This is a genomic window from Brenneria nigrifluens DSM 30175 = ATCC 13028 (genome assembly GCF_005484965.1).
Lineage (GTDB): Bacteria > Pseudomonadota > Gammaproteobacteria > Enterobacterales > Enterobacteriaceae > Brenneria > Brenneria nigrifluens.
The window spans coordinates 722,174-747,075 of sequence record NZ_CP034036.1 but is presented as its reverse complement, the minus strand read 5'-3'; the positions used below and the strand labels follow the sequence as shown (position 1 = coordinate 747,075).

Genomic DNA, 24,902 nt, shown 5'->3' with positions numbered 1-24,902 from the left:
CGAAAATCACCAAATGTGATCCACTCGCGGATTTTTGATGTTTTTCCCCTGTGGGTATTGTGTCTTTTTCATCAGTCGTGTTTATATAAAGCGGTTGCATACCATTAACAGGAATCCCATGAGACAGGCTTCTTCCACTTCAGCACTACTAAGCACCGCGCATGTTGACGCGGTCGTCGTCGTGCGCGTGGTCGTGGTGGTCGTCGGCAGCGCGCCGTAACGGGTTCCGAATCAAACCAAGATTCCCAAACCCCGCCGGCGCAAGCCGAGCGGGGTTTCTTGTTTCCACCCTCCCCGCTCCGCCACCGCGCCGGCCCTGATAAAGGATATGATCATGCGTTATACAGGCGCCCAATTGATTGTCCGGCTGCTCGAACGGCAAGGCATCACCACGGTGGCAGGCATTCCCGGCGGCGCTGCCCTGCCGTTATACGATGCGCTCGGCCAAAGCAAAACCATCCGCCATGTGCTGGCGCGCCATGAACAGGGCGCCGGCTTTATGGCCCAGGGCATGGCGCGGGCCAGCGGGCGGGCCGCCGTCTGTCTGGCCTCCAGCGGGCCGGGAGCCACCAATCTGCTGACCGCCATCGCCGACGCCAAACTCGATTCGATTCCGCTGGTCTGCATCACCGGGCAGGTGCCTTCCTGCATGATCGGCACCGATGCCTTTCAGGAAGTGGACACCTACGGCATCTCCATTCCGGTCACCAAACATAACTATCTGGTGAGAGATATCCGCGATCTGCCGCGCGTCATTCCCGACGCCTTTCGCATCGCCCAGTCCGGTCGTCCCGGTCCGGTGTGGATTGATGTTCCCAAAGACGTGCAAACCGCGGAAATCGAGCTGGATGAACTGCCGGCGATAGTCCCGCCCCCGGCGCCGCCGACGCTCGACGGGCAAAAAATCGAGCAGGCCGCCGCGCTGATTAACGCCGCCCAGCGCCCGATTCTCTACCTTGGCGGCGGGATCATCAGCGCGTCCGCCCATCGGCAGGCCGTACAACTGGCGGAACGCGCCGGTTTGCCCACCACCATGACGCTGATGGCGCTGGGCGCCATGCCGGCCGATCATCCGCTGTCGCTGGGCATGCTGGGGATGCACGCCGCGCGCTCAACCAATCTGATCCTGCAACAGGCGGATTTGTTGATTGTGCTGGGCGCCCGCTTTGACGACCGGGCGATCGGCAAGGCGGAACAGTTCTGCCCGCAGGCCGGCATCATTCATATTGATATCGATGCGGCTGAACTGGGTAAAATCAGACGGCCGCACGTTGCCCTGCATGCAGATGTCGCGCAGGCGCTGGACCGGTTGCTGCCGCTGGTCGCCTCCCAGCGGCGCGACGCCTGGCACGCGACCGTCAGCGAACTGCAACGCGAGTTTCCGGTCAATATGCCGGGAACGGATGACCCATTGAGCCACTACGGGCTGATACGGGCCGCCGCGCAAGCGCTGGGCGATGAGGCGATTATCACCACCGACGTCGGGCAGCATCAGATGTGGGTCGCCCAGTCCTATCCGCTGCGCAGGCCGCGACAGTGGCTGACTTCCGGCGGGCTGGGAACCATGGGCTTTGGCCTGCCCGCCGCGATTGGCGCAGCGCTGGCCGAGCCTGAGCGCACCGTGGCGTGCTTTTCCGGCGACGGCAGCCTGATGATGAATATTCAGGAAATGGCCACCGCCGCGGAAGAGGGGCTGAACGTCAAAATCATTCTGCTGAACAATCAGTCCCTTGGCCTGGTTCACCAGCAACAGGCGCTGTTTTTCCAGCAGCGTATCTTTGCGGCGGACTACCGCTACCGCACCGACTTTCTGGCCATCGCCGCGGGTTTCGGTTTCGCCACCTGCGATCTGAATGCGGCGGCGGATCCTCGCGCCGCTCTGGCCGAGGCGCTGAACCAACCGGGACCGGCGCTGATCCATGTGTTGATTGACGCCAATGAAAAAGTTTATCCGATGGTGCCGCCGGGCGCCGCCAACATCGATATGATCGGAGATTAATACCATGCCAACTCAATCAGTCTCAAACCAGGTGACGCTGGAGCTATCGGTACGCAACCACCCCGGCGTGATGTCTCACGTATGCGGCCTGTTTGCCCGCCGGGCGTTTAACGTCGAAGGGATCTTGTGTATGCCGCTGGCGGGGGGCGACGAAAGCCGCATCTGGCTGCTGGTGCAGGACGACCAGCGGCTGCAACAGATGGTAAGCCAGGTGGAAAAGCTGGAAGATGTGCTGCAGGTGCGCCGCCACGGCGATGAAATGCGTATCTTTGATCAGGTGGCGGAATTTTATCGCTGATCGCCCGACCGCCCTCGCGCAATGACGATCCCGCAGGCATTCCATTGCGCGAGGGGCGGCGATTTAGCCATTCAGCACCTGCCACAGCAGGTGGCGATAGACGGGCATTAACGGATGTTGCAGCAGCATCGTCAGAAACGCGCCCGCCGCCAGCAGCGCCAGCGGCGTTACCCAGCGTAAACGGTTTACTGGCAGCCACCGGCTGAGCCCGTCGCGCTTTTTGCGTTTATCTCCCCACCACCAGCGCCAGCTCAGCCACGCCGCGCTCCACAGCAGTAACACCGTCGCCAGCAGCAGCCATTTAAAACCGGCGCCGTTGGCGGCGGCGGGAATATCAATGGCGACGCCCGCCAATATGCCGGGTAAAAAATAGATCGGCGGCCATAACAGGCAACCGATAATATTCGGCAAGGCGAATTTATAGGGCGAGAGTTCCAGCATCCCGGCAACCAGCGGAATTAGCGGGCGGGTCGGGCCGACGAAGCGCCCGATCAGCACGGTGGCGATATGGTGTTGATGCAACGCATACTCCGTTTTGCGCAACATCGTCTGGTGTTTTTTCAAGAAAGACCAGCGATGCAACGACTCTTTAAAACCCCGGCCGATAAAATAAGAGATCCAGTCCCCCAGCAGACAGCCGACAATCCCCGCGCCCCACGCCGGATACAGCCCCACCTTGCCGCTGCCGATCAAAGCCCCCAGCGTCGCCATCATCACCGTTCCCGGTAACAGCAGGCCGACCAGCGCCAGAGATTCCAGAAAGGTGACCAGCATGACGGCGAGCAGTACATAGGCTAATGACTGCGTCACCAGATGATCCAGCCATGCTTCCATAAAATCCCAACTCGTTGGTGATAAAAAAGGGATTGTGTGGATCTTGGCTGATGCCGTCAACCGGTCATTTTCAGTATTTACGCCAGAGGGAAATCTACCCCCCCAGATACATCTTTTTCACGTCGGGATTGGCCAGAATCGCCTGCGCCTGGCCTTGCAGCACGATCTTGCCGTTCTCCAGCACATAGGCGCGATCGGCAATCCTCAGCGCGGCGGTGGCGTTCTGCTCCACCAGCAGGATGGTGATATTATCCTTCTGCAACTGCTTGATGATGCCGAACATTTCGCCCACTATCTTGGGCGCCAGCCCCAGGCTGGGTTCGTCCAGCATCAGCAGCACCGGCTCGCTCATCAGCGCCCTGGCAATCGCCAGCATCTGCTGCTCCCCGCCGCTCATGGTGCCGGCCAGCTGGCTGCGGCGCTCTTTCAGCCGCGGAAACAGCTGGTACATTTTATCCTTCAGGTAGTTGAAGTTGACCGGATTGTTGTACGCCCCCATGCGCAGGTTTTCTTCAATGGTCAGGTTGGTGAACACCTTACGCCCCTCCGGCACCAGCGCCAGCCCTTTGCGCACAATCTGATGCGTCAGGCTGTGGGAGATATCCTCATTGAGGAAATTCACCTGCCCGGTCGATTTCACCAGATTGATAATGCCGTTCAACGTGGAAGTTTTCCCCGCGCCGTTGCTGCCGATCAGGGTAACGATCTCGCTGTTGTTCACCTCGATGTCGATCCCTTTCAATCCCTGAATCAGCCCATAAAATACCTGTAGATCAGCGGCCTTAAGCATAATCAACCTCTCCGAGATACGCGGCAATCACCTCTTTATTGTTAATGGCCTCATGGGTGGTGCCGCTAAACAGCGGTTTGCCATAGTCCAGCACCAGCACCCGTTCACACAGGGTGTTGACGAAAGACATATCGTGCTCAATCAGCAAAACCGTTAATTGGTAATCCTCGCGCATTTTAAAAATCAGTTGCGCCAGCTCGTTGGTTTCCCTGGGATTCATGCCGGCCGCCGGTTCGTCCAACAGCAGTAGCGCGGGCGACGTGGCCAATGCCCTGGCGATCTCCACTTTACGCTGATTGCCGTAACTCAGGTTGGTGGCCAGCGAATCGGCATGCTGCGCGATGCCGATGTAGTCGAGGATCTCCATCGCCTGCGCTTTGGCCCGTTTTTCCGCCGCGAAAAAGCGCCCCATATGCAGCGCCGCCTCAATAAAAGAGTAGTGAATGGCGCGATCAAAACCGATTAATACGTTCTCCAGCACCGTCATGGAATTGAACAAACGAATATTCTGAAAGGTGCGGGCAATGCCGCGATTGACCACCTGATTGGGTTTCAGGCCGGTAATTTTTTCACTGCCCAGCATCACCGTTCCCGACGTCGGTTTATAGTTGGCGGTGATAACGTTAAACAGCGTGGTTTTCCCGGCGCCGTTGGGGCCGATCAGACCAAATATTTCCGCCGGATTAAGCGTAAAGCTGACGCCATCGATAGCCCGTAGTCCGCCAAATTGCATCATGACGTTATCAACGCTGAGAATGGGTTTATTTTCCATGACGGCGCCTCCTGCTCACTTCCCAGATTTCCCGCTTACCCAACAGCCCTTCGCGGGCGAAAAGCATAATGATCAGCAGTACCAATGAAAAAACCACCATCCGTAAACCGGGATAAGTTCCCAGATCTTCGCCGAACAGGTTCAGCGGCTGGTCAAGGAAACGCAGCCACTCGCCGCTGCCCACCACCACGATGGTGCCCAGAATGGCGCCGGTGGTGCTGCCCAACCCGCCCAGGACAATGATGATCAGCAGTTGGAAGGTCAGCATAAAATCAAACAGATCGGGAGAAATAATCGTCAGCAGCGAAGCCAGCAAACCGCCGCCGATCCCTTCCAGAAAGGCGCTGGTGGCAAAGGCGCAGGTTTTGATTTTAAAGGTATTGATCCCCATGGCGATCGCCGCGTCCTCATCGTCGCGCACCGCCTTCATCGCCCGGCCGTATTTGGAATAGACGATCTGTAAAACAAGCAGCACCGCGATCAGGGCGATAAAGCCGCACCAGTACAGCATATTGCCGGCCTGGGGGATTTCGTTCAGACCTATGGCGCCGTTGGTGATTTGCGGATTATTAATCGCCAGGATTTTAATGATAAAACCAAACCCCAGGGTGACAATCGCCAGATAGTCGCCGCGCACCCGGAAAACCGGAAACGCCAGGCATACCGCCAGCAGCGAGGCGCAGACCCCGCTGATAATCAGCGCGGGCAAAAAGGAGGTATGCAGCGCCAGCACCAGCGCGCTGGGGGAAGCCATCTCATACATATCCAGCTTGGTTTCCGCGCTTAGCAACAAGATGGCGGTAATATAGGCGCCGACGGCGACAAAACCGTTTGGCTCAAGGGATAGCTGGCCGGTGACGCCGTTAATCAGGTTGTAGCTCACCGCCAGGATCATAAAAATAAAAATATTACACACAATGCGCAGCACGTAATCGTCAAACAGATGCTGCAACGCAAACAGCGCCAGCAGCATAATCACAAATAACCCGGCATAGCCGCCCAGCAGCGAAAAGGAATTGGTTGGCATTCTCATCAGAAACGGCTCCTTTCCAGTCTTTCATCACCCATAATGCCGACCGGTCTGAATAACAGGACCAAAATCAAAAACATAAATGCAAAGGCGTCTTTATATCCGCCCAGTTCGGGAAATATCGCCACGGCGACCACTTCGGTGAAGCCCAGAATAAAACCGCCGATCACCGCCCCGGTTACGCTGCCGATACCGCCCAGTACGGCGGCGGCAAACGCCTTCAGGCCGATTAATACCCCCATTAACGGATCGATGGTCGGGTAGCTGGTGGCGTAAAAAATTCCGCCCAGCGCCGCCAGCGAACTGCCCAACGCGAAGACAAAGGCGATGATATGGTTGGCGTCCACCCCCATCAGGCGGACGGTATTGACATCAAAGGCCACCGCGCGGATCGCCATCCCCTGCCGGGTACGGTAGAGGATAAACAGAATGCAGCCCAACAACACCAGCGTGACCAGCGGCACCAGCCAGGCGACGTTGGTGATAATGATGCCGCCGAAGGAAACGGTTTGATTAAAAAATTCCGGCGCGGCGAAGAAGCGCGGGCTGCCGCCGAACAGCACGTTAAACAGATTCTCCAAAAAGAAGCTCACGCCAATGGCGGTAATCAGCATGGAGATTTTGGAAGCCTGCCGCAGCGGGCGGTAGGCAATCTGATCGATGCATACGCCCAGCAGCGCCGAAAAGAGAATGGCGAATAAAATAGCGGCCCCGAAAGGCAACTCAAAGGTGGTGGAACCGAACAGGGCAAGGAATGCCCCCACCATCATAATATCGGCGTGAGCGAAGTTGATCAGTCGTAATACGCCGTAAACCATGGTGTAACCAATGGCTATCAGCGCATACATACTGCCCAGGCTCATGCCGTTAACCACCTGCTGAAAGAAAATGGCCGCATCCATAAACTCAATCCTTATTAGCCTTTATTTAGCCAGTAAATTTCACCCTGCGGCGACGCTCTTTACGCACCTCGGAAAGGAAACGCGTAAAGAGCGTCGCCGCAGCTTGAAAGATGCAAGGGATAATTAAGGGTTAACCACCGTTTTGAAGACCATTTTTCCATCTTTGACTTCATTTATTACCGCGCTGCGGATGGCATCGCCGTCTTTCAGCGTCAGCGTGCCGGTCACGCCGGTGAAATTATTGGTGGCGCGGATTTTTTCATTGACGCAAACCCGGTCTTTGGGGTCGCTGCACTGATTCATGCCGTTGACGATCATTTTGTAAGCGTCCGCGGTCATCGCGCCCCAGGTATGGGTCGGCTCTTTATATTTCGCTTCCCAAGCCTGGATAAATTTCTCCCCTTCCGGCGTCTGCTCTTTGGCGTCCGGCGAGTAGTAGTCGGTGGCCATATAGCCTTCGACCGCATCCTGCCCCAGAGTGAAGAAGATCTGGTCAGCCGCCAGGCCGTCGCCGCCGACCACCGGCGCCTTCAGCCCTAGCTGTTTGGCCTGTACCGCGATCAACGCCGCTTCGGTGTAATAGATCGGCATATAGATCATATCGACGTTTTTAGCCTTGATGGTGGAGAGCTGGGCTTTGAAGTCCTTGCTGCCGCCCGGCACCTGCACTTCGACGGGAATGGTGCCGCCGTTTTTCAGAAACTGGGTGCGGAAGGATTTCGCCAGACCGACGGAATAGTCGTTGCTGCTGTCGAACATGATGGCGGCGGTTTTCGCCCCCAAATCACGCGATGCCAGATTGGCGCCGACCACGCCCTGGAAGCTATCGGAGAAACATACGCGGCTGACATACTGGCGGTTGCGGGTTACGCGGTCGTTGGTGGCGGTCGGGGAAACCAGCGGCGTTTTGGTGTCTTCGGCCATTTTGGTCATCGCCATGGTATTGGTCGAGGTTACCTCCCCGATCACCGCATCGACTTTATCGCTGGAAACCAGGCGCTGCATGGCGTTGGCCGCTTCCACCTTGTCGCTTTTGTCATCAATGATGACCAGTTTAATGGTATCGCCGTTTTTCAGCGTCGGCTCCAGGCTATTAATCAGCTCAACGCCTTTTTGCGAAGGTTGCCCAAAACCGCTCAGCGGTCCGCTTAAAGGCAGGACCACGCCGATTTTCACTTCGGCCGCCAGCGCGCTATTGGCGCAGAGAACAGAGGAAACAAATGCAGCTGCTACCGTTATTCTGACAAAATTGTTATTCATGATCGCCTCTTTGATAATGAGAGATGCACATCCCAGTAATGGAATAAAGCCGTACGCCTGACTGTGAGAGTCTGAAAATTGCCGCAGGGATATATTCTGCTGGCGGAACTGAAATCAGCAATAAATGTGCCAGAACGATAAAATCGTTATTAACAAATTAATAAATAACAAGAAAATTGATTTATTACGGTAGAAAATAGAGCGGAGCGCAAAAGGCGTAAAGGGAAATGCACCAATTTGTTTCGTCGTTGCTTTTAAAAAGTGCGCCGTGGTTAACAGCCAGATTCTATAAGTAAATCAGCTTCTCAGGACGAGTCGGCAATATCGTATGCTGATGATTGTCATCTATTATTTATGCTCTGCGCGGGCGTGACGGTAAATAGACGCCATAGTGATTATTCCTTTAAATATGTCATTTGCCACTTTTTATGCTATAGCAGCAGGGGGAGAAAGTTTTTTGCATCAGGAATTGGTGAAAAATTTATCATCCCTCCCCGCCCAAGATGACTATACTAACCAGAATTTACAGGCCATATAGCAGCACTTATGATAGCGACCATTTTTACCACCGCGCCAATCTGCCCAATATGTTGTTAAAACGCGTCAATCACATCGGATTACGACAGCTAATCATACTCCTGTCCGTTACCAGCGCGCTGATTATGTTGGTTAACAGTTTTTACGCCAGTTACCGGGTACAACGTCAGTTGCTGATCGATAACACGTTGGAAGCCAATCGCGTTTACGCGGCCAAGCTGGCGGCCACCACCGATACTTTCTTTAAAGAATCGCTGCAGCAATTAGCTTACAGCGCCGGCGAGATAGCGGACCATATGGATGACGGCGACCGCCTGTACCGGGAAACCAGACGTATCGGGTTACAGAACCGCAGTTTTAACACCATATCCATTGTCGATGAACATGGCGTGGTCAAGGCGGCCTTTCCCGATATATTTCAATGGATAGGACATAAGGTCACTACGGCCGGCGTAAGACAGGCCCTGCAGGAAAAGGATCTGTTGATCAGTTCGCCTTATGTTTCCGTGGTCAATAACTTGATCGTCCTTGTCTCTGCGCCGATATTTAGCCGGGACGGGCGCTACCAGGGGTTTATCGGCGGCTCCATTCACCTGGAAAAACCCAGTATTCTCAATGCATTGCTTGACCAACACTTTTATCAGGACGGTTCTTATATCTATGTTACCGACCACTTTAGAAAAATTCTGTACCACCAAGACCCCCATCAGATCGGCGTCATTGCCCACACCAGCCCGATAGTGGATAGCCACACGGAGAGCGACGGCAGCCGGAAGATGGGGGATAAACAGGGTAAAGAAGTGCTGGTCGGATACGCCGTGGTTCCCGCCAGCCGTTGGGAAGTGCTGGTGCTGCGCCCAACGAGTGAAACATTAAAGCCGCTGGATAGCCTGATGATGAATGTGTTACGCCATACTTTGCCATTCGCCATGCTGACCCTATTCGGCGTTTGGCTGCTGGCCCGGCTTATTGCCCAACCGCTGTGGCTGCTGGCGCGCAGCGCCAATAAAATGGACTCGCAGAATGTTTCCGACGACATCAGGAAAATCCGCTCCTGGTATTTTGAGGCCACGCAGCTCAAACAGGCGATGCTAATCGGCATCGATCTGCTACAGAAAAAGATCGGCAAGCTGAGCTATGAGGCGCAAACCGACCCCATGACCGAGCTGTTTAACCGCCGGGGTATGGAAAGCATTCTGCGCTACTGGCAGCTCGGCCAGAAAAGCTTCGCCATTATCGCGCTGGATATCGACCGTTTCAAACGCGTTAACGACACCTATGGCCATGATGTCGGCGATAGCGTAATCATCTATCTTGCGCAGCTTATCCGCAACAGTTCGCGCGATAGCGATATTTTATGCCGCAGCGGAGGGGAGGAATTTCTGATTTTATTGCCGGAAGCCACGATGAAAAGCGCGATGGAGATTGCGGAACGCCTGCGTAACAAGGTGCAGCAAGCCGATATTCCGTCGGTCGGCCATATCACCATCTCGCTGGGGGTATCGCAGTGGGCGCCGCGCCATCATTACACCACCATGGAACGGGCGTTTAAAATGGCGGACGAAGCGCTGTATAAAGCCAAACAGCAGGGCCGTAACCGGGTGATCGCCGCCGCGGTCGCACGCTGAGCCCGCCGCGATGGCGGCTGTAATTCCCCCCAGCCGTTCAACGGACTATGGCGGCAAACCCCTGGACATCACCTGTATAAATAACCATACTCAATCATCTTTCTCCCGCGGCAACCAACCAAAAGGCAGCCTTAGTGACCGAGACTCGTCAGGGCTTTATTCTCACCCGCCACTGGTATGACGCCCCCGCCGGCGCCCAGGTGGAATTCTGGCTTGCCACCGACGACGGTCCGCTGCTGGTCCGCCTGCCCGCGCAACAGGCGGTCGCTTTTATCCCCGTCGCGCAACAGGCCCAGGCCACTCGCCTATTAACCAAAGAGAGAGGCTGGCAGCTACGGCCGCTGGCGCTGCGGGATTTTCATCATCAGCCCTTGCTGGGGCTGTATTGCGGGCAATACCGCCAGCTTCTGCGGCTGGAAAAGTTTCTGCGCGAAGACGGGGTTCAGGTCTATGAAGCGGATATCCGTCCGCCCGACCGCTTTCTGATGGAGCGCTTTATTACCGCCTCCGTCTGGCTAAGCGGCGAGAGCGCGTCGTCCGGTCTGCTGACCGAGGCGCGGATGAAGCCCAATCCCGATTACCGCCCCGATCTCAAGCTGGTTTCGCTGGATATCGAAACCAACCGCCACGGCGAGCTGTACTGCATCGGCCTGCAAGGCTGCGGTCAACGTCAGGTTTATATGCTCGGCCCGGCCAATGGACATGCCGCCGACGCCGATGATTTCACGCTGGAATATGTCGCCAGCCGCCCGCAGCTGCTGGAAAAACTGAACCAGTGGCTGCAGCGGCACGATCCTGACGCCATTATCGGCTGGAATCTGGTGCAGTTCGACCTGCGGGTATTGCAAAAACACGCCGAGCGCTACCGCATCCCGCTGCGGCTGGGCCGCAACGGCAGTGAGCTGGAGTGGCGCGAGCACGGCTTCAAGCCGGGACATTTTTTTGCCGGCGCCGCGGGCCGGCTGATTATTGACGGCATCGAGGCGCTTAAGTCCGCCACCTGGAATTTCGCTTCCTTCAGCCTGGAATTTGTCGCGCAGGCGCTGCTGGGCGAGGGTAAAGCCATCGATACCCCCTACCAGCGCATGGACGAAATCGACCGCCGCTTCGCCGAAGATAAACCGGCCCTCGCCCGCTATAACCTGCAGGACTGCGAACTGGTTAGCCGTATTTTCGCCAAAACGGAACTGATGCGTTTTTTACTGGAGCGCGCCAACGTGACCGGACTGGCCGCCGATCGCAGCGGCGGCTCCGTCGCCGCCTTTACCCACCTCTACCTGCCGCGCATGCATCGCATGGGCTATGCGGCGCCGAACCTGGGAGAGGTCGCGCCGCAAGCCAGCCCCGGCGGATTCGTGATGGATTCCCGCCCCGGTTTATACGATTCGGTGCTGGTGCTGGATTACAAAAGCCTGTATCCGTCAATTATCCGCACCTTCCTGATCGACCCGGTGGGTCTGGCGGTGGGAATGCAGCACCCGGACGAACGGCACGCCGTCGCCGGTTTTCTCGGCGCCTGGTTTTCGCGCCGGCAGCACTGCCTGCCGGCCATCGTCGAGCATATCTGGCAAGGACGCGAGGCCGCCAAACGCACCGGCAACAAACCGCTCTCGCAGGCGTTGAAGATCATCATGAACGCCTTTTACGGCGTACTGGGCGCCAGCGGCTGCCGCTTTTTCGATCCCCGGCTGGCCTCTTCCATCACCCTGCGCGGCCATGAAATCATGCGCAAAACACGCGAACTGATCGAACAACAGGGTTATCAGGTGATCTACGGCGATACCGACTCAACCTTTGTGTGGCTGCGGCGCGCCCATACGCAGGAAGAGGCGGCCCGCATCGGCAATACGCTGGTGCGGCAGGTCAACCAGTGGTGGCGCACGCATCTGCAGCAAACTCACGGGCTGACCAGCGCGCTGGAGCTGGAGTTTGAAACCCACTTCCGCCGTTTTCTGATGCCCACCATCCGCGGCGCCGAACAGGGCAGTAAAAAACGCTACGCCGGGATGATAGATACGCCCCAGGGCGAAAAAATGATTTTTAAGGGACTGGAAACGGTGCGCACCGACTGGACGCCACTGGCGCAGCATTTTCAGCAGCAGCTTTATCTGCTTATCTTTCAGCAACGTCCTTATCAGCAATGGTTGCGGGACTATGTGGCGAAGACCCTGAACGGCGAATTCGATGCGCAGTTGGTTTACCGTAAACGGCTGCGCCGCCGGCTCGACGACTACCAGCGCAACGTGCCGCCCCATGCGCGGGCGGCCAAAATCGCCGACGACTACAATCGCCGACAGGGGCGGCCGCTGCAATATCAAAACGGCGGCTGGATCAGCTACGTCATCACCACCAGCGGGCCGGAACCGCTGGAAACCCGGCATTCGCCGCTCGACTATCAGCACTACGTCGAGCGCCAGCTACAGCCGGTGGCCGATGCCATTCTTCCCTTTCTGCACGACGATTTCACTACCCTGATTACCGGTCAGATGGGGCTATTTTAATCATCGGCGTCCGCTGCGGGCTTTTGAGCAGGTGACGAACGCGTCGCCTTCCATTACCATAACGCCCTTTCTCAATTGACATCGACAACGCCATTATCTTCTTCGTGCCGGATGCGCATGGCGAAATAGAACCCGACTCTATACCGACACAGACAAAAATCGAGCTAAGAATTTATGCCTTTTACACTTGGTCAGCGCTGGATCAGCGATACGGAAAGCGAACTTGGATTGGGTACGGTGATTGCGGTCGACAACCGCATGGTCACCCTGCTTTTCCCTGCCAGCGATGAAAACCGACTCTATTCCAGAAGCGATGCGCCCATCACCCGGGTGATGTTCAACCCCGGCGATATCGTCACCAGCCACGAAGGCTGGCAGCTGAAAGTAGACGCCGTCGGCGATGAGAACGGGCTGCTGGTGTACCGCGGCCAGCGTCTGGATAACGAGGCCCCGGCCGAACTGCGCGAAATCATGCTGGATAGCAAGCTGACGTTCAACAAGCCGCAGGATCGCCTGTTCGCCGGCCAGATCGATCGTATGGATCGCTTCGCCCTGCGCTACCGCGCGCGTAAACATCAGCACGAACAGGCGCTGCAGCAGTGGGGTGGCCTGCGGGGCATGCGCGCCAGCCTGATCCCGCATCAGCTGCATATCGCCTACGAAGTCGGACAGCGCCACGCGCCGCGCGTGCTGCTGGCGGATGAGGTCGGCCTGGGGAAAACCATCGAGGCCGGGATGATCATTCACCAGCAACTGCTGGCCGGCCGCGCCGAGCGGGTGCTGATCGTAGTGCCGGAAACCCTGCAGCACCAATGGCTGGTGGAGATGCTGCGCCGCTTCAACCTGCTGTTCTCGCTGTTTGACGACGAACGCTACGCGGAAGCGAAGCTGGACAGCGACAACCCCTTTGAAACCGAGCAGTTGGTCATCTGTTCGCTGGACTTCGTACGGCGCGATGCGCAGCGTTTCGAACAGTTGGTCAACGCCGACTGGGGCCTGCTGGTGGTGGATGAGGCGCATCATCTCTCCTGGAGTGAAGAGGCGCCCAGCCCCGAATATCAGGCGGTTGAACGTCTGGCCGCCAATATTCCGGCGGTGATGCTGCTTACCGCCACGCCGGAACAGCTGGGTCAGCAAAGCCATTTCGCCCGTTTGCGCCTGCTCGATCCGAATCGCTTCCATGACTATCGGGAATTCGTCGCCGAACAGCGGCAATACCGCCCGGTGGCCGATGCGGTAACGCTGCTGCTGGCGGGAGAAAAAGCCAAAACGCCTGAGCTTAACGTGCTGAGCGAACTGCTCGGCGAGCAGGATATCGAACCGCTGCTGAAAGCGATTAACAGCGACGGCGAAGACAACCCGCGCGCGCGGCAGGAACTGATCGCCATGCTGATGGATCGCCACGGCACCAGCCGTGTGCTGTTCCGTAATACCCGTCAGGGGGTGAAAGGCTTCCCGCAGCGTATTCTGCATCAAATCCGCCTGCCGCTGCCGGCCCAGTATCAGACGGCGATCAAAGTGTCCGCCATTATGGGCGCCAACAAAGCGCCCGAAGCCCGCGCGCGCGATATGCTCTACCCGGAGCAGATTTATCAGCAGTTGGAAGGGAACGACGCCACCTGGTGGAATTTCGATCCGCGCGTCGAGTGGCTGCTCAATTATCTGACCGCCAACCGCCACGAAAAAGTGCTGGTAATCTGCGCGCAGGCCGCCACCGCGCTGCAGCTGGAACAGGTGCTGCGCACCCGCGAAGCCATTCGCGCCGCCGTTTTCCACGAAGGTCTGTCCATTCTTGAGCGCGATCGGGCGGCCGCCTATTTCGCCACCGAGGAAGAAGGCGCGCAGGTGCTGATCTGCTCGGAGATCGGTTCCGAAGGCCGCAACTTCCAGTTCGCCAGCCAGCTGATCATGTTCGATCTGCCGTTCAACCCCGATCTGCTGGAACAGCGCATCGGGCGGTTGGATCGCATCGGCCAGACGCAGCAGATCCAGATCCTGATCCCGTATCTGGAAAATACCGCCCAGGCGCTGCTGGTGCGCTGGTATCACGAAGGGCTGGACGCTTTCGAGCACACCTGCCCGACGGGCCGCGCCATCTATGACGCCCACTACGCGCAGCTGATTGAACGACTGACCGCGCCGGGCGAGCGGCAGGGACTGGATGAGTTTATCCGCCTCTGCCGCCAGCAGCACGAACAGTTTAAACAGCAGCTTGAGCAAGGGCGCGACCGACTGCTGGAAATGCATTCCAACGGCGGCGAACAGGCGCAGAGGCTGGCGCAGGGCATCGCCGAACAGGATAACGACGTTAATCTGGTCACCTTTGCGCTTAATCTATTTGATATCGTGGGCATTAATCAGGAAGATCGCAGCGATAACCTGATTATTCTGACGCCGTCCGACCATATGCTGGTGCCCGATTTCCCCGGCTTGCCGCAGGACGGCTGCACCATCACCTTCGATCGCGAACAGGCGCTGTCGCGCGAAGACGCGCAGTTTATCAGTTGGGAGCATCCGCTGATCCGCAACGGGCTTGATTTGATCCTCTCCGGCGATACCGGCAGTTGCGCCGTGTCGCTGTTGAAGAACAAGGCGCTGCCGGTGGGCACGCTGCTGGCGGAGCTGGTCTACGTGGTGGAGGCGCAGGCGCCGAAAAATTTACAGTTGACGCGCTTCCTGCCGCCGACGCCGGTGCGCCTGCTGATGGACCGCAAAGGCGCCGACCTGGCCGGACAGGTGGAGTTTGAAAGCTTTAACCGCCAGCTCAGCGCCGTCAACCGTCATACCTCGAGCAAGCTGGTGAACGCCGTCCAGGCGGACGTGCACGCCATGCTCAAACAGGCGGAAGCACTAGTGGAAGAACAGGCGCGCCAGATGATCGCCGATGCCCAGCAGCAGGCCGACCAGCAGTTGCGCCGCGAGTTGGAACGTCTGGAGGCGCTCAAGGCCGTCAACCCGAATATCCGCGACGATGAATTGAGCGCGCTGGAAAATCAGCGCGAGCAGGTGTTGCGTAACCTTCATCAGGCAAACTGGCGTCTGGACGCCATTCGCCTGGTGGTGGTCACCCACCAGTAGCCGGCAGAAAGGCATTATCGATGGAAGACTACAATCCCCCCGCCGATCCCTGGCTGCATATCCTGTATCAGGATCGGCACATCATGGTGGTGAACAAGCCCAGCGGCTTGCTCTCCGTTCCCGGCCGCGCGCCGGAACACAAGGACAGCGTGATGAGCCGCATTCAGGCCGACTACCCCGACGCCCAGTCGGTCCATCGTCTGGATATGGCCACCAGCGGGGTGATGGTTGTGGCGCTGACCAAAGCGGCCGAGCGTGAGTTAAAGCGCCAGTTCCGCGAACGCGAGCCCAAAAAGTCCTATATCGCCCGCGTCTGGGGGATAATGGAGCGGGATGAAGGGTTGATCGACCTGCCGCTGATTTGCGACTGGCCGAACCGGCCCAAACAGAAAGTCTGTTTTGAGCAGGGAAAAGCCGCGCAAACCGAATACCAGGTTTTATCGCGCGACGGCGACGGCACCACGCGCGTCAGGCTGATGCCGATCACCGGGCGCTCTCACCAGCTGCGCGTCCATCTGCTGGCGTTGGGCCACCCGATTCTGGGCGACGGCTTTTACGCCCATCCCGCCGCCAAAGCGCTGGCGCCCCGTCTGCTGCTTCACGCCCAGGAGCTGTGCATCACCCACCCGCAATTCAACACGCCGATGCACTTTCGCTGTGAGGCGGACTTTTGAGCACGGTAGCAGGCAGCAGGAGAGAACGATAAAGGCGGGGGAAAGGAGACGTCGTTACTTCAATTGATCGGCGCTTTTCAGCAGTTCATAGGCGGCCTGAATATCCTGCGCCTTGCGTTTGGCCATATCCATCATCCTCGGCGATAGCCCCTTCGCCACCAGCTTATCCGGGTGATGCTCGCTCATCAGCTTACGATAGGCGCGCTTAATGGTCGCCGCATCATCGTTGCGCCGTACGCCCAACGTACGGTAGGCGCTTTCCAGCGTGGGTCCGCGCGGGGATACCGGCTGCCGCTGCCCGCCGTAAGAATGGCCGCCGGACGACTGGCCGCGGCGCTGGTGGGACTTGCCGCTCTGTCCGCCGTCGCCGTGTCTGGCGTGGTAAGCCGAACTTTCCATATTGCGCAGAAAAAAGTCGAACTGCTCGCGGGTCACGCCCAGTTCGTCGGCGATAACGTACAGCAAGCGTCTTTCATTCGGATGCAGCACGCCATCGGCAAACGCCACCTGCAGCTGAATTTCCAGAAACATCTTAATCAGATCGAAACGACCCAGGCAGGCGTCGCGCAGTTTGCGCAGCTTAAGCCGCAGCGGGAAATGGCTGGCCTTGCCTTCGCGAAAAGCCTGCTGCGCCGCGGTTCTCGCCTCGCCGAACAGCTCAAGGCGATCCATCACCCTGGTGGCGATTCGGATATCCGCCTCCGTTACCCGTCCCTTGGATTTGGTAAGGTGGCCCATCGCCTGGAAAGTGGTGAGAAAAAACAGCGACTGGCGCGTGGCTTGGGCGGAGAAAAAGTCACGGCGACGCGATGCCCTGGCCCGGTCAAGCCAGTGCCCCATCAGCAGTCCCGTGATGATTCCCCAGATGCCGCCGCTAGAGATAATTCCCAGCATAAGCCCCAGCAACTTTCCCCAATACCGCATATACTCCTCAAATCCTCATGCCGCCGGTTAAAAATTGCTTTATCATACCCGTCATTTATCTTTGCACCTAACGGCAGCGCGTATTAAACAGTGGGGATTTAACACTGGCGCAACGCTGACGAGTGATATAGTCTCTGACCGTTTGCCGGCATGATGCCTCTGATGACGGAACACCTGATACCGCGTATGAAAAAAAGTTTCCCAACCCTGCTGGCCACCCTGATCTGGTCGGCGCTATACAGCCAGCAAACGCTGGCCGATCTCGCCGAACAGTGCATGCTGGGCGTACCTACGTACAATAGGCCGCTGGTCACCGGCGATGCCAATGATTTGCCGGTAAATATTCAGGCCGACAAAACCACGGCCAACTACCCTGACAGCGCCCTGTTCAGCGGTAACGTCAATATCGAGCAGGGTAACAGCGTCCTGACCGCCGAGCAGGTGGAGCTCAACCAGATTGCATCCGCCGCTCAGGACGGCGCGCCCACGCGTACCATTACCGCCACCGGCAATGTGCGTTACGACGATAACCAGGTCGTTCTGCAAGGTCCCAAGGCCTGGTCGAACCTCAACACCAAAGATACCGACGTGTATGAGGGCGACTATCAGATGGTCGGCCGTCAGGGACGCGGCAGCGCCGACAAAATGAAAATGCGCGACGATAATCGCTACACCATTTTGGAAAACGGCACCTTTACCTCCTGCCTGCCGGGAGATAATAGCTGGAGCGTCGTCGGTTCGGAAGTGATTCAGGACCGCGAAGAGCAGGTTGCCGAAATCTGGAACGCGCGTTTTATGATTGGCGGCGTACCGGTTTTCTACAGCCCTTACCTGCAATTGCCCATCGGCGACAAGCGGCGCTCGGGTTTCCTGATCCCCAATGCCAAATTCGGCAGCAGCAACGGATTTGAGCTGCTGACGCCATACTACTGGAATATCGCGCCCAATTTTGACGCCACCATCACGCCGCATCTGCAAACCAAACGCGGCATGCAGTGGCAGAACGAATTCCGTTACCTGACCGCCCCCGGCGCCGGCACCATTCAGTTCGACTGGCTGCCCAGCGACGATGAATACGCCAAAGACGCGCCGCTGGACGATAACGACACCCGCTGGCTGTTTCACTGGCGGCACAACGGCGTGATGGATCAGGTCTGGCGTTTCAATTCCGACTATACCAAAGTCAGCGACGATCGCTATTTCACCGATCTGGACTCGGAATACGGCTCAACCACCGACGGCTACGTCTCCCAAAAACTCAGCGTGGGCTACGCCAATCAAAACTGGGATACCACGCTCTCCACCAAACAGTTCCAGGTATTTTCCACCGCCAACAGCCGGGACGTCTACCGTGCCGAACCGCAGCTCGATATCAATTATTATCAGAATGATATCGGCCCGGTCGATCTGCATCTTTACGGTCAGGCGGTAAAATTCACCAACGTGAACGATAACCGGCCGGAAGCCACGCGTCTGCATATCGCACCGGCGTTGAGCCTGCCGCTGACCAACCGCTGGGGCAGCCTGAACACCGAAGCCAAGCTGCTGGCGACGCATTACCAGCAGGACAATCTCGATCGCTACCGCGCCGACCCGACGGTCAGCGACAGCTCAAAGAACAATCTGAAAGACAGGGTAAACCGCGTGATGCCGCAGTACAAGATAGACGGCAAGATGGTTTTCGAGCGCGAGATGGACTGGTCGCAAGGGTATACCCAAACGCTGGAGCCGCGGGCGCAATACCTGTATGTGCCTTATCGCAACCAAAGCGACATCCATACCTATGATTCAACGCTGCTGCAGGCCGACTACTCCGGGCTGTTCCGCGACCGCAGCTACAGCGGCCTGGACCGTATCGCTTCGGCCAACCAGTTGGCGACCGGGGTAACATCGCGTATTTATGATGACGAACTGGTTGAACGTTTTAATGCCTCCGTGGGTCAAATCTATTACTTTGATCGTCCGCGTACCGGCGATGGCAATATGTCGCTCGATCAAAGCGATGATAACGGCAGCATGGTATGGGCCGGCGACGCCTATCTGAAGGTTGACGATAACTGGGGCATGCGCGGCGGATTGCAGTACGACGCCCGCCTCAACGAAGTGGCGCTGGGCGACGCCGTGCTGGAATACCGCAAGGACGCCGAACGTCTGGTACAGTTGAACTATCGCTACGCCAGCCCGGAGTACATTCAGGCCATGCTGCCGAATGTGCAGAACCCCGGTTTCCAACAGGGCATTTCGCAGGTAGGCGTTACCGCCAGTTGGCCGATCGTCGACCAGTGGGCCGTGGTGGGGGCTTACTACTATGATACCAAGGCCAATCAGCCTGCCAGCCAGTTGATTGGGGTGCAGTACAACACCTGCTGCTGGGCCGTCAGCGTCGGGTATGAACGCAAAATCACCGACTGGGAGAGCAACGGCAGCGTGTATGATAATAAGGTGTCGTTTAATATCGAATTACGTGGTTTAAGCAATAATTACAGTCTGGGCTCCGAAAAAATGCTGCGGTCGGGTATTTTGCCCTACCAGCGCGCATTTTGACGCTATCGCGCCGCCAGCCGGTATAAATGGGCGAGCAGGCTGTATCAACGAAACTTTTAACCCGCCTTGCGGATGAGATAAATGGGAAAGGTATGAATAACTGGAGAACGCTTATTCTCGGAGTGGCACTAAGTGCTTCTACCGCGTTCGCAGCACCACAAGTGGTTGATAAAGTTGCAGCAGTGGTTGATAACAGCGTCGTATTGGAAAGCGACGTCAACGGCCTTTTACAGTCGGTGAAACTGAATGCCCAGCAGGCGGGCCAGCAATTGCCGGATGACGCCACCCTGCGCCATCAGATTATCGACCGTCTGATCATGGATAACATCGTCCTGCAGATGGCGCAGAAAATGGGTATCCAGATTACGGATCAGCAGTTGGATCAGGCTATCGCCAACATCGCCGCCCAGAACCGTATCTCGCTCGATCAGTTAAAAAGCCAGCTGGCTTATGAAGGTCTTAACTACAACACCTACCGCAGCCAGATTCGTAAAGAGATGCTGATCGCCGAGGTGCGCAATAACGAAGTTCGCCGCCGCGTCAGCGTGCTGCCGCAGGAAGTGGATGCGCTGGCCAAACAGATCGCCAACCAGACCGGGGAAGATACCGAACTCAATTTGAGCCATATCCTTATTCCGTTACCGGAAAACCCCAGCCAGCAGCAGGTTGATGAAGCTGAAAATCTGGCCGGCTCCCTGGTGAAGCAAATCAACGAAGGGGCGGATTTCGCCAAACTCGCCATCAGCTACTCCGCCGACTCCCAGGCGCTGCAAGGCGGCCAAATGGGATGGGGCAAGCTGCAGGAGATCCCGACCCTGTTCGCCGAACGGCTGACGCAGGCGCAGAAAGGGCAGATAGTCGGCCCTATCCGTTCCGGCGTCGGCTTCCATATTCTGCGGGTTAACGATCTGCGCGGCAGCGATAAAACCGTGTCGGTCACCGAAACCCATGCCCGCCATATTCTGCTGCGGCCTTCGGTGGTGATGACCGACAGCCAGGCGCAGGCGAAGCTGGAAGAGGTCGCCCAGCAGATTAAAAACGGCGGCACCGACTTCGCCACGCAGGCGAAACTGCTGTCGCAGGATCCCGGTTCGGCCAATCAGGGCGGCGATCTGGGCTGGGCGTCCCCGGATATGTACGATCCGGCGTTCCGCGATGCGCTGCTGAAATTGCGCAAAGGCGAAATCAGCCAGCCGGTCCACTCCGCCTTCGGCTGGCATCTGATTCAGCTGCTGGATACCCGCCAGGTGGATAAAACCGACGCGGCGCAGAAAGAGCGCGCCTACCGCATGATTTTCAACCGCAAATTCGCCGAAGAGGCGCAAACCTGGATGCAGGAACAGCGCGCGGCGGCTTACGTTAAAATCGTCAACGACGCGGACAACTGATGCACGGCAGCAACGATACGCCACGCGTGGCGATCACTCCCGGCGAACCCGCCGGGATCGGTCCCGACCTGGTTATTGCGCTGGCGCAGCGGCCGTGGCCGGTCGAGCTGGTGGTGTGCGCCGACCCCGACCTGCTGATGAGCCGGGCGCTGCAACTGCACTTGCCGCTGACCCTGCGGCATTACCAGCCCGGGACGCCCGCCCGGCCGCAGCAGGGGGGAACCCTGACGCTGCTGGCGCTCCCCGCCCCGGCGACCGTGGTGGCCGGCCGGCTTAACGTCAGCAACAGCGCCTACGTGGTCGAGACGCTGGCGCGCGCCTGCGACGGCTGCCTGAACGGCGAATTCGCCGCCCTGATCACCGGGCCGGTCCACAAAGGTATTATTAACGACGCCGGGGTGCCGTTCAGCGGACATACCGAATTTTTCGCCGCTCGCAGCCGCTGCAAACGCGTGGTAATGATGCTGGCGACCGAAGAATTACGCGTCGCGTTAGCCACCACGCATCTGCCGCTCGCCGACGTCTCTGCCGCCATTACCCGGCAGAGCCTGCATGAAGTCGTCACCATTCTGCATCATGATTTACAGAGCAAATTCGGCATCGAACGGCCGCAAATCTACGTTTGCGGCCTGAATCCCCACGCCGGGGAAGGCGGCCATATGGGCCGTGAAGAGCTGGACGTCATCATCCCCGCGCTGGATGAACTGCGCCGGCAGGGCATCTCCCTTATCGGTCCGTTGCCCGCGGATACGCTGTTTCAGCCGAAGTATCTGCAACATGCGGACGCGGTGCTGGCGATGTATCACGATCAGGGCCTGCCGGTGCTGAAATATCAGGGATTCGGCCGCGCGGTGAATATCACGCTGGGGCTGCCGTTTATCCGCACCTCGGTCGACCACGGCACGGCGCTGGAGCTAGCCGCCAGCGGCAGCGCCGATCCCGGCAGCTTTATCACGGCATTAAACCTTGCCATTAAAATGACAACGCATATTAATGAATAATCGAGTACACCAAGGCCACTTCGCCCGTAAACGCTTTGGGCAAAACTTTTTAAGCGATCGTTTTGTGATCGACAGCATTGTTTCCGCCATTTATCCGCAGCCCGGTCAGGCCATCGTCGAGATCGGCCCCGGACTCGGCGCGCTCACCGCGCCGGTCGGCGAGCGGATGGATCGCTTTACCGTCATCGAGCTGGATCGCGATCTGGCGGCGCGGCTGGAAACCCATCCCACGCTGAAAGATAAGCTGACCATTATTCAGCAGGACGCCATGACGGTGGATTTCTCCGCGCTGGCCGAGCAGGCCGGACAGCCGCTGCGGGTGTTCGGCAATCTGCCGTATAATATCTCCACGCCGTTAATGTTCCACCTGTTCAGCTATACTCAGGCTATCCGCGACATGCACTTTATGTTGCAGAAGGAAGTGGTCAACCGTCTGGTCGCCGGTCCCGACAGTAAAGCCTACGGCCGTTTAAGCGTGATGGCCCAGTATTACTGTCAGATAATCCCGGTGCTGGAAGTGCCGCCCACGGCGTTTAAACCGGCGCCGAAAGTCGATTCCGCCGTGGTCCGTCTGGTTCCTTACGCGCAGGTTCCGTATCCGGTGAACGACATCCGTACGTTGAGCAGGATTACCACCGCGGCGTTTAATCAGCGGCGTAAAACGCTGCGCAACAGCCTGGGTAATATCTTTACGCCGCCACTGCTGACGGAGCTGGGCATCGACCCGACCTGTCGGGCCGAAAACGTGACGGTGGAGCAATACTGCCGCCTGGCGAACTGGCTGACCGAGCATCCTGCCGCGCCGGAATAACTGGAGTTGTTCGTGATGATTAATGCGCCCCGTGTTTGTGTACAGGTTCAGAGCTTTTACGTCGAGTCTCAGTCACTGCCTGATGAAGAACGTTTCGTCTTCGCTTATACCATCACGGTGCGCAATCTGGGGCGGCATGAGGTACGTCTTCTCGGCCGCTACTGGCTGATTACCAATGCCAACGGTCATCAGACCGAGGTCCAGGGCGAAGGCGTCGTCGGCGAGCAGCCGGTGATACCTCCCGGCGGTGAATTTCAGTACACCAGCGGCACGGTGCTGGAAACCCCGTTAGGCACCATGGAAGGGCACTACCAGATGATCGATCATCTGGGCAACGCTTTTCAGGTCGCTATTCCCGTATTCCGTCTGGCTATTCCCTCATTGATACATTAATTATGTCTACTTATTTGATTGGCGATGTTCACGGCTGTTTAGCGGAACTTGAGGCGCTATTGGCGCAGGTATCCTTCCATCCACGACAGGATACCCTATGGCTGACCGGCGATCTGGTGGCGCGCGGTCCGGATTCGCTTCAGGTGCTGCGTTTTGTCCGCTCGCTCGGCAGCGCGGTCCGCATGGTTTTAGGCAATCACGATCTGCATTTACTGGCAGTCTACGCGGGGATCAGCCGCAATAAGCCCAAAGACCGGCTCAACGCCCTGCTGGAAGCGCCGGACGCCGATGAGCTGATTAACTGGCTGCGCCGCCAGCCGCTGTTGCAGGTTGATGAAGATTTAAAGCTGGTGATGGCGCACGCCGGCATTACGCCGCAGTGGGATCTGGCAACCGCGCAAATGTGCGCCCGGGAAGTGGAATCCATGCTGGGCAGCGATAGCTACCCCCTGTTTCTCGACGCGATGTACGGCGACATGCCGAATCACTGGAGCCCGGAGCTTAGCGGCCTGCCCCGCCTGCGTTTCAGCACCAACGTATTGACCCGTATGCGCTACTGCTTCGCGGGCGGTCAACTGGATATGATCTGCAAGGAGCCGCCGACGCAGGCGCCGTCATTGCTGAAGCCGTGGTTCGAATTACCGAGCCGGATCGCCCCGGCGTACGCCATCGCTTTCGGGCACTGGGCGTCGCTGGAAGGGAAAGGCACGCCGGAGAATATCTACGCGCTGGATACCGGCTGCTGCTGGGGCGGAGAGCTGACCATGCTGCGCTGGGAAGACAAGCGCTACTTCAGACAGAAATCGCTGTCGCGCCCGGATACGGGCAATGCCGAGTAATCCGTCCGCAATAACGACCAGGGCGCGCCGTCTGCGCCCTGGACCAAAGAATCAGTTTCTCTCCAGAATCTCGAAACAGTAGCTGTGAGAATTACGCTCATCCGCATCATGAAACTCGCTGAACGTGGACGACCACTCATCGGGCTCATAATCCGGAAAATGCGTATCGCCTTCGACTTCCGCATCGATATGGGTCAGATACAGCCGGTCAGCCCTGGGCAACATCTGCCGGTAGATACTCCCGCCGCCGATCACCATCACTTCTGGCGCATCGCCGGCGGCGGCCAGCGCCTCGTCCAGGGAGGAAACCCAGGTCACCCGCTCGTCATCGCCGGGATGATTGCTGACCACAATATTAAGCCTGCCCGGCAATGGCTGACCGATAGAGCGGAAGGTATTGCGCCCCATCACGATCGGCTTATCTACCGTATTTCGTTTAAACCACGCCAAATCCGCCGGTAAATGCCACGGCATGGCGTTCTCCATACCGATAACACGATCCACAGCCAATGCGGCAATCAAACTAATAACCATGGTGAAACCCTATAGGTCAGAAAATTGCTGACACTATACGGAAAGCTCCCCCACTCGTCGATATGGATACCTCTTATATACCCGTCATCTTTCAAGTTGCAGGTGCGTTGGCTGCATTACTCGGCCCATCCGTGGGCCTCGCCCCGTTGGGGCCGCTGCAAGCAG

At 57.8% G+C, this 24,902-nt stretch carries 20 protein-coding genes; 12 read left to right on the top strand and 8 right to left on the bottom strand.

Annotated features, from left to right (window positions below; translation table 11 throughout):
- Positions 1-334: 334 nt before the first annotated feature.
- A complete protein-coding gene (gene ilvB / locus EH206_RS03385) occupies positions 335-1,999 on the top strand; it encodes an acetolactate synthase large subunit (protein ID WP_009111415.1) in 1,665 nt (554 codons plus the stop codon).
- A 4-nt stretch (positions 2,000-2,003) separates the two neighbouring features.
- Positions 2,004-2,297: an acetolactate synthase small subunit gene (gene ilvN / locus EH206_RS03380; protein WP_009111414.1), complete on the top strand. Its 294-nt coding sequence runs from the start codon at positions 2,004-2,006 to the stop codon at positions 2,295-2,297.
- 63 nt (positions 2,298-2,360) lie between these two features.
- Here the strand turns inward: ilvN and EH206_RS03375 are convergent, their stop codons facing one another.
- From EH206_RS03375 to EH206_RS03350, 6 genes are all read right to left on the bottom strand, one after another.
- On the bottom strand, positions 2,361-3,131 hold the full coding sequence (locus EH206_RS03375; RefSeq protein ID WP_009111413.1) for a DedA family protein: 771 nt from the start codon (positions 3,129-3,131) through the stop codon (positions 2,361-2,363).
- Positions 3,132-3,225: 94 nt separating this feature from the next.
- Positions 3,226-3,921: an ABC transporter ATP-binding protein gene (locus EH206_RS03370; protein ID WP_009111412.1), complete on the bottom strand. Its 696-nt coding sequence runs from the start codon at positions 3,919-3,921 to the stop codon at positions 3,226-3,228.
- Positions 3,914-4,693, bottom strand: coding sequence for an ABC transporter ATP-binding protein (locus tag EH206_RS03365; RefSeq protein ID WP_009111411.1), 780 nt, complete (start codon positions 4,691-4,693; stop codon positions 3,914-3,916). Before EH206_RS03365 ends, EH206_RS03370 begins: the two co-directional genes overlap by 8 nt.
- Positions 4,683-5,666: a branched-chain amino acid ABC transporter permease gene (locus EH206_RS03360; protein WP_232216591.1), complete on the bottom strand. Its 984-nt coding sequence runs from the start codon at positions 5,664-5,666 to the stop codon at positions 4,683-4,685. The genes EH206_RS03365 and EH206_RS03360 overlap by 11 nt, the downstream gene beginning before the upstream one ends.
- Positions 5,667-5,725: 59 nt before the next feature.
- Positions 5,726-6,625 carry a branched-chain amino acid ABC transporter permease gene (locus tag EH206_RS03355; RefSeq protein ID WP_009111409.1) on the bottom strand — a complete coding sequence of 300 codons (900 nt, stop codon included), beginning with the start codon at positions 6,623-6,625 and terminating at the stop codon, positions 5,726-5,728.
- Positions 6,626-6,748: 123 nt separating this feature from the next.
- On the bottom strand, positions 6,749-7,885 hold the full coding sequence (locus EH206_RS03350) for an ABC transporter substrate-binding protein (RefSeq protein ID WP_009111408.1): 1,137 nt from the start codon (positions 7,883-7,885) through the stop codon (positions 6,749-6,751).
- Between the two features lie 587 nt (positions 7,886-8,472).
- On the opposite strand from EH206_RS03350, the gene EH206_RS03345 reads away from it, so the two are divergent.
- The 4 genes from EH206_RS03345 (at position 8,473) to rluA (ending at position 16,303) form a co-directional block, all read left to right on the top strand.
- Positions 8,473-10,050, top strand: a complete 1,578-nt coding sequence (locus tag EH206_RS03345) for a sensor domain-containing diguanylate cyclase (RefSeq protein WP_040343634.1) — start codon at positions 8,473-8,475, stop codon at positions 10,048-10,050.
- A gap of 134 nt (positions 10,051-10,184) precedes the next feature.
- Positions 10,185-12,551, top strand: a complete 2,367-nt coding sequence (locus EH206_RS03340; RefSeq protein WP_009111406.1) for a DNA polymerase II — start codon at positions 10,185-10,187, stop codon at positions 12,549-12,551.
- 174 nt (positions 12,552-12,725) lie between these two features.
- Entirely contained in the window at positions 12,726-15,629 is a 2,904-nt protein-coding gene (gene rapA, locus EH206_RS03335) for an RNA polymerase-associated protein RapA (RefSeq protein ID WP_009111405.1), read from the top strand.
- Positions 15,630-15,649: 20 nt separating this feature from the next.
- The gene (gene rluA, locus EH206_RS03330) at positions 15,650-16,303 is read left to right on the top strand and encodes a bifunctional tRNA pseudouridine(32) synthase/23S rRNA pseudouridine(746) synthase RluA (RefSeq protein ID WP_009111404.1); all 654 of its coding nucleotides are present in this window, start codon (positions 15,650-15,652) and stop codon (positions 16,301-16,303) included.
- 54 nt (positions 16,304-16,357) lie between these two features.
- Here the strand turns inward: rluA and djlA are convergent, their stop codons facing one another.
- On the bottom strand, positions 16,358-17,227 hold the full coding sequence (gene djlA, locus EH206_RS03325; RefSeq protein ID WP_009111403.1) for a co-chaperone DjlA: 870 nt from the start codon (positions 17,225-17,227) through the stop codon (positions 16,358-16,360).
- Positions 17,228-17,377: 150 nt separating this feature from the next.
- Here djlA and lptD point away from each other — a divergent pair, with 150 nt between their 5' ends.
- From lptD to apaH, 6 genes are all read left to right on the top strand, one after another.
- Positions 17,378-19,771, top strand: a complete 2,394-nt coding sequence (gene lptD, locus EH206_RS03320) for an LPS assembly protein LptD (protein ID WP_009111402.1) — start codon at positions 17,378-17,380, stop codon at positions 19,769-19,771.
- A 92-nt stretch (positions 19,772-19,863) separates the two neighbouring features.
- Positions 19,864-21,159 carry a peptidylprolyl isomerase SurA gene (gene surA, locus EH206_RS03315; protein WP_009111401.1) on the top strand — a complete coding sequence of 432 codons (1,296 nt, stop codon included), beginning with the start codon at positions 19,864-19,866 and terminating at the stop codon, positions 21,157-21,159.
- Positions 21,159-22,160 (top strand): 4-hydroxythreonine-4-phosphate dehydrogenase PdxA, encoded by a 1,002-nt coding sequence (pdxA, locus tag EH206_RS03310; protein WP_009111400.1) that lies wholly within the window; start codon positions 21,159-21,161, stop codon positions 22,158-22,160. The genes surA and pdxA overlap by 1 nt, the downstream gene beginning before the upstream one ends.
- Positions 22,153-22,971 (top strand): 16S rRNA (adenine(1518)-N(6)/adenine(1519)-N(6))-dimethyltransferase RsmA, encoded by an 819-nt coding sequence (gene rsmA, locus EH206_RS03305; RefSeq protein ID WP_009111399.1) that lies wholly within the window; start codon positions 22,153-22,155, stop codon positions 22,969-22,971. Before pdxA ends, rsmA begins: the two co-directional genes overlap by 8 nt.
- Before the next feature lie 15 nt (positions 22,972-22,986).
- Positions 22,987-23,364, top strand: a complete 378-nt coding sequence (gene apaG / locus EH206_RS03300; RefSeq protein ID WP_009111398.1) for a Co2+/Mg2+ efflux protein ApaG — start codon at positions 22,987-22,989, stop codon at positions 23,362-23,364.
- 2 nt (positions 23,365-23,366) lie between these two features.
- Complete coding sequence (gene apaH, locus EH206_RS03295; RefSeq protein WP_009111397.1) at positions 23,367-24,203, top strand: bis(5'-nucleosyl)-tetraphosphatase (symmetrical) ApaH; 837 nt, start codon at positions 23,367-23,369, stop codon at positions 24,201-24,203.
- Positions 24,204-24,254: 51 nt separating this feature from the next.
- On the opposite strand, the gene folA is transcribed toward apaH, so the two are convergent.
- Positions 24,255-24,737, bottom strand: a complete 483-nt coding sequence (gene folA / locus EH206_RS03290; protein WP_009111396.1) for a type 3 dihydrofolate reductase — start codon at positions 24,735-24,737, stop codon at positions 24,255-24,257.
- Positions 24,738-24,902 lie beyond the last annotated feature (165 nt).

Bases quoted from the DNA above. Each gene is read 5' to 3' on its own strand.
- pdxA (WP_009111400.1), top strand. From the start codon at position 21,159: ATGCACGGCAGCAACGATACGCCACGCGTGGCGATCACTCCCGGCGAA.
- djlA (WP_009111403.1), bottom strand. From the start codon at position 17,227: ATGCGGTATTGGGGAAAGTTGCTGGGGCTTATGCTGGGAATTATCTCT.
- EH206_RS03365 (WP_009111411.1), bottom strand. From the start codon at position 4,693: ATGGAAAATAAACCCATTCTCAGCGTTGATAACGTCATGATGCAATTT.
- ilvB (WP_009111415.1), top strand. From the start codon at position 335: ATGCGTTATACAGGCGCCCAATTGATTGTCCGGCTGCTCGAACGGCAA.
- ilvN (WP_009111414.1), top strand. From the start codon at position 2,004: ATGCCAACTCAATCAGTCTCAAACCAGGTGACGCTGGAGCTATCGGTA.
- EH206_RS03350 (WP_009111408.1), bottom strand. From the start codon at position 7,885: ATGAATAACAATTTTGTCAGAATAACGGTAGCAGCTGCATTTGTTTCC.
- rsmA (WP_009111399.1), top strand. From the start codon at position 22,153: ATGAATAATCGAGTACACCAAGGCCACTTCGCCCGTAAACGCTTTGGG.
- surA (WP_009111401.1), top strand. From the start codon at position 19,864: ATGAATAACTGGAGAACGCTTATTCTCGGAGTGGCACTAAGTGCTTCT.
- EH206_RS03345 (WP_040343634.1), top strand. From the start codon at position 8,473: ATGTTGTTAAAACGCGTCAATCACATCGGATTACGACAGCTAATCATA.
- apaG (WP_009111398.1), top strand. From the start codon at position 22,987: ATGATTAATGCGCCCCGTGTTTGTGTACAGGTTCAGAGCTTTTACGTC.
- EH206_RS03355 (WP_009111409.1), bottom strand. From the start codon at position 6,625: ATGGATGCGGCCATTTTCTTTCAGCAGGTGGTTAACGGCATGAGCCTG.
- EH206_RS03375 (WP_009111413.1), bottom strand. From the start codon at position 3,131: ATGGAAGCATGGCTGGATCATCTGGTGACGCAGTCATTAGCCTATGTA.
- EH206_RS03360 (WP_232216591.1), bottom strand. From the start codon at position 5,666: ATGCTGCTGGCGCTGTTTGCGTTGCAGCATCTGTTTGACGATTACGTG.
- EH206_RS03370 (WP_009111412.1), bottom strand. From the start codon at position 3,921: ATGCTTAAGGCCGCTGATCTACAGGTATTTTATGGGCTGATTCAGGGA.
- folA (WP_009111396.1), bottom strand. From the start codon at position 24,737: ATGGTTATTAGTTTGATTGCCGCATTGGCTGTGGATCGTGTTATCGGT.
- rluA (WP_009111404.1), top strand. From the start codon at position 15,650: ATGGAAGACTACAATCCCCCCGCCGATCCCTGGCTGCATATCCTGTAT.
- apaH (WP_009111397.1), top strand. From the start codon at position 23,367: ATGTCTACTTATTTGATTGGCGATGTTCACGGCTGTTTAGCGGAACTT.
- rapA (WP_009111405.1), top strand. From the start codon at position 12,726: ATGCCTTTTACACTTGGTCAGCGCTGGATCAGCGATACGGAAAGCGAA.
- lptD (WP_009111402.1), top strand. From the start codon at position 17,378: ATGATGCCTCTGATGACGGAACACCTGATACCGCGTATGAAAAAAAGT.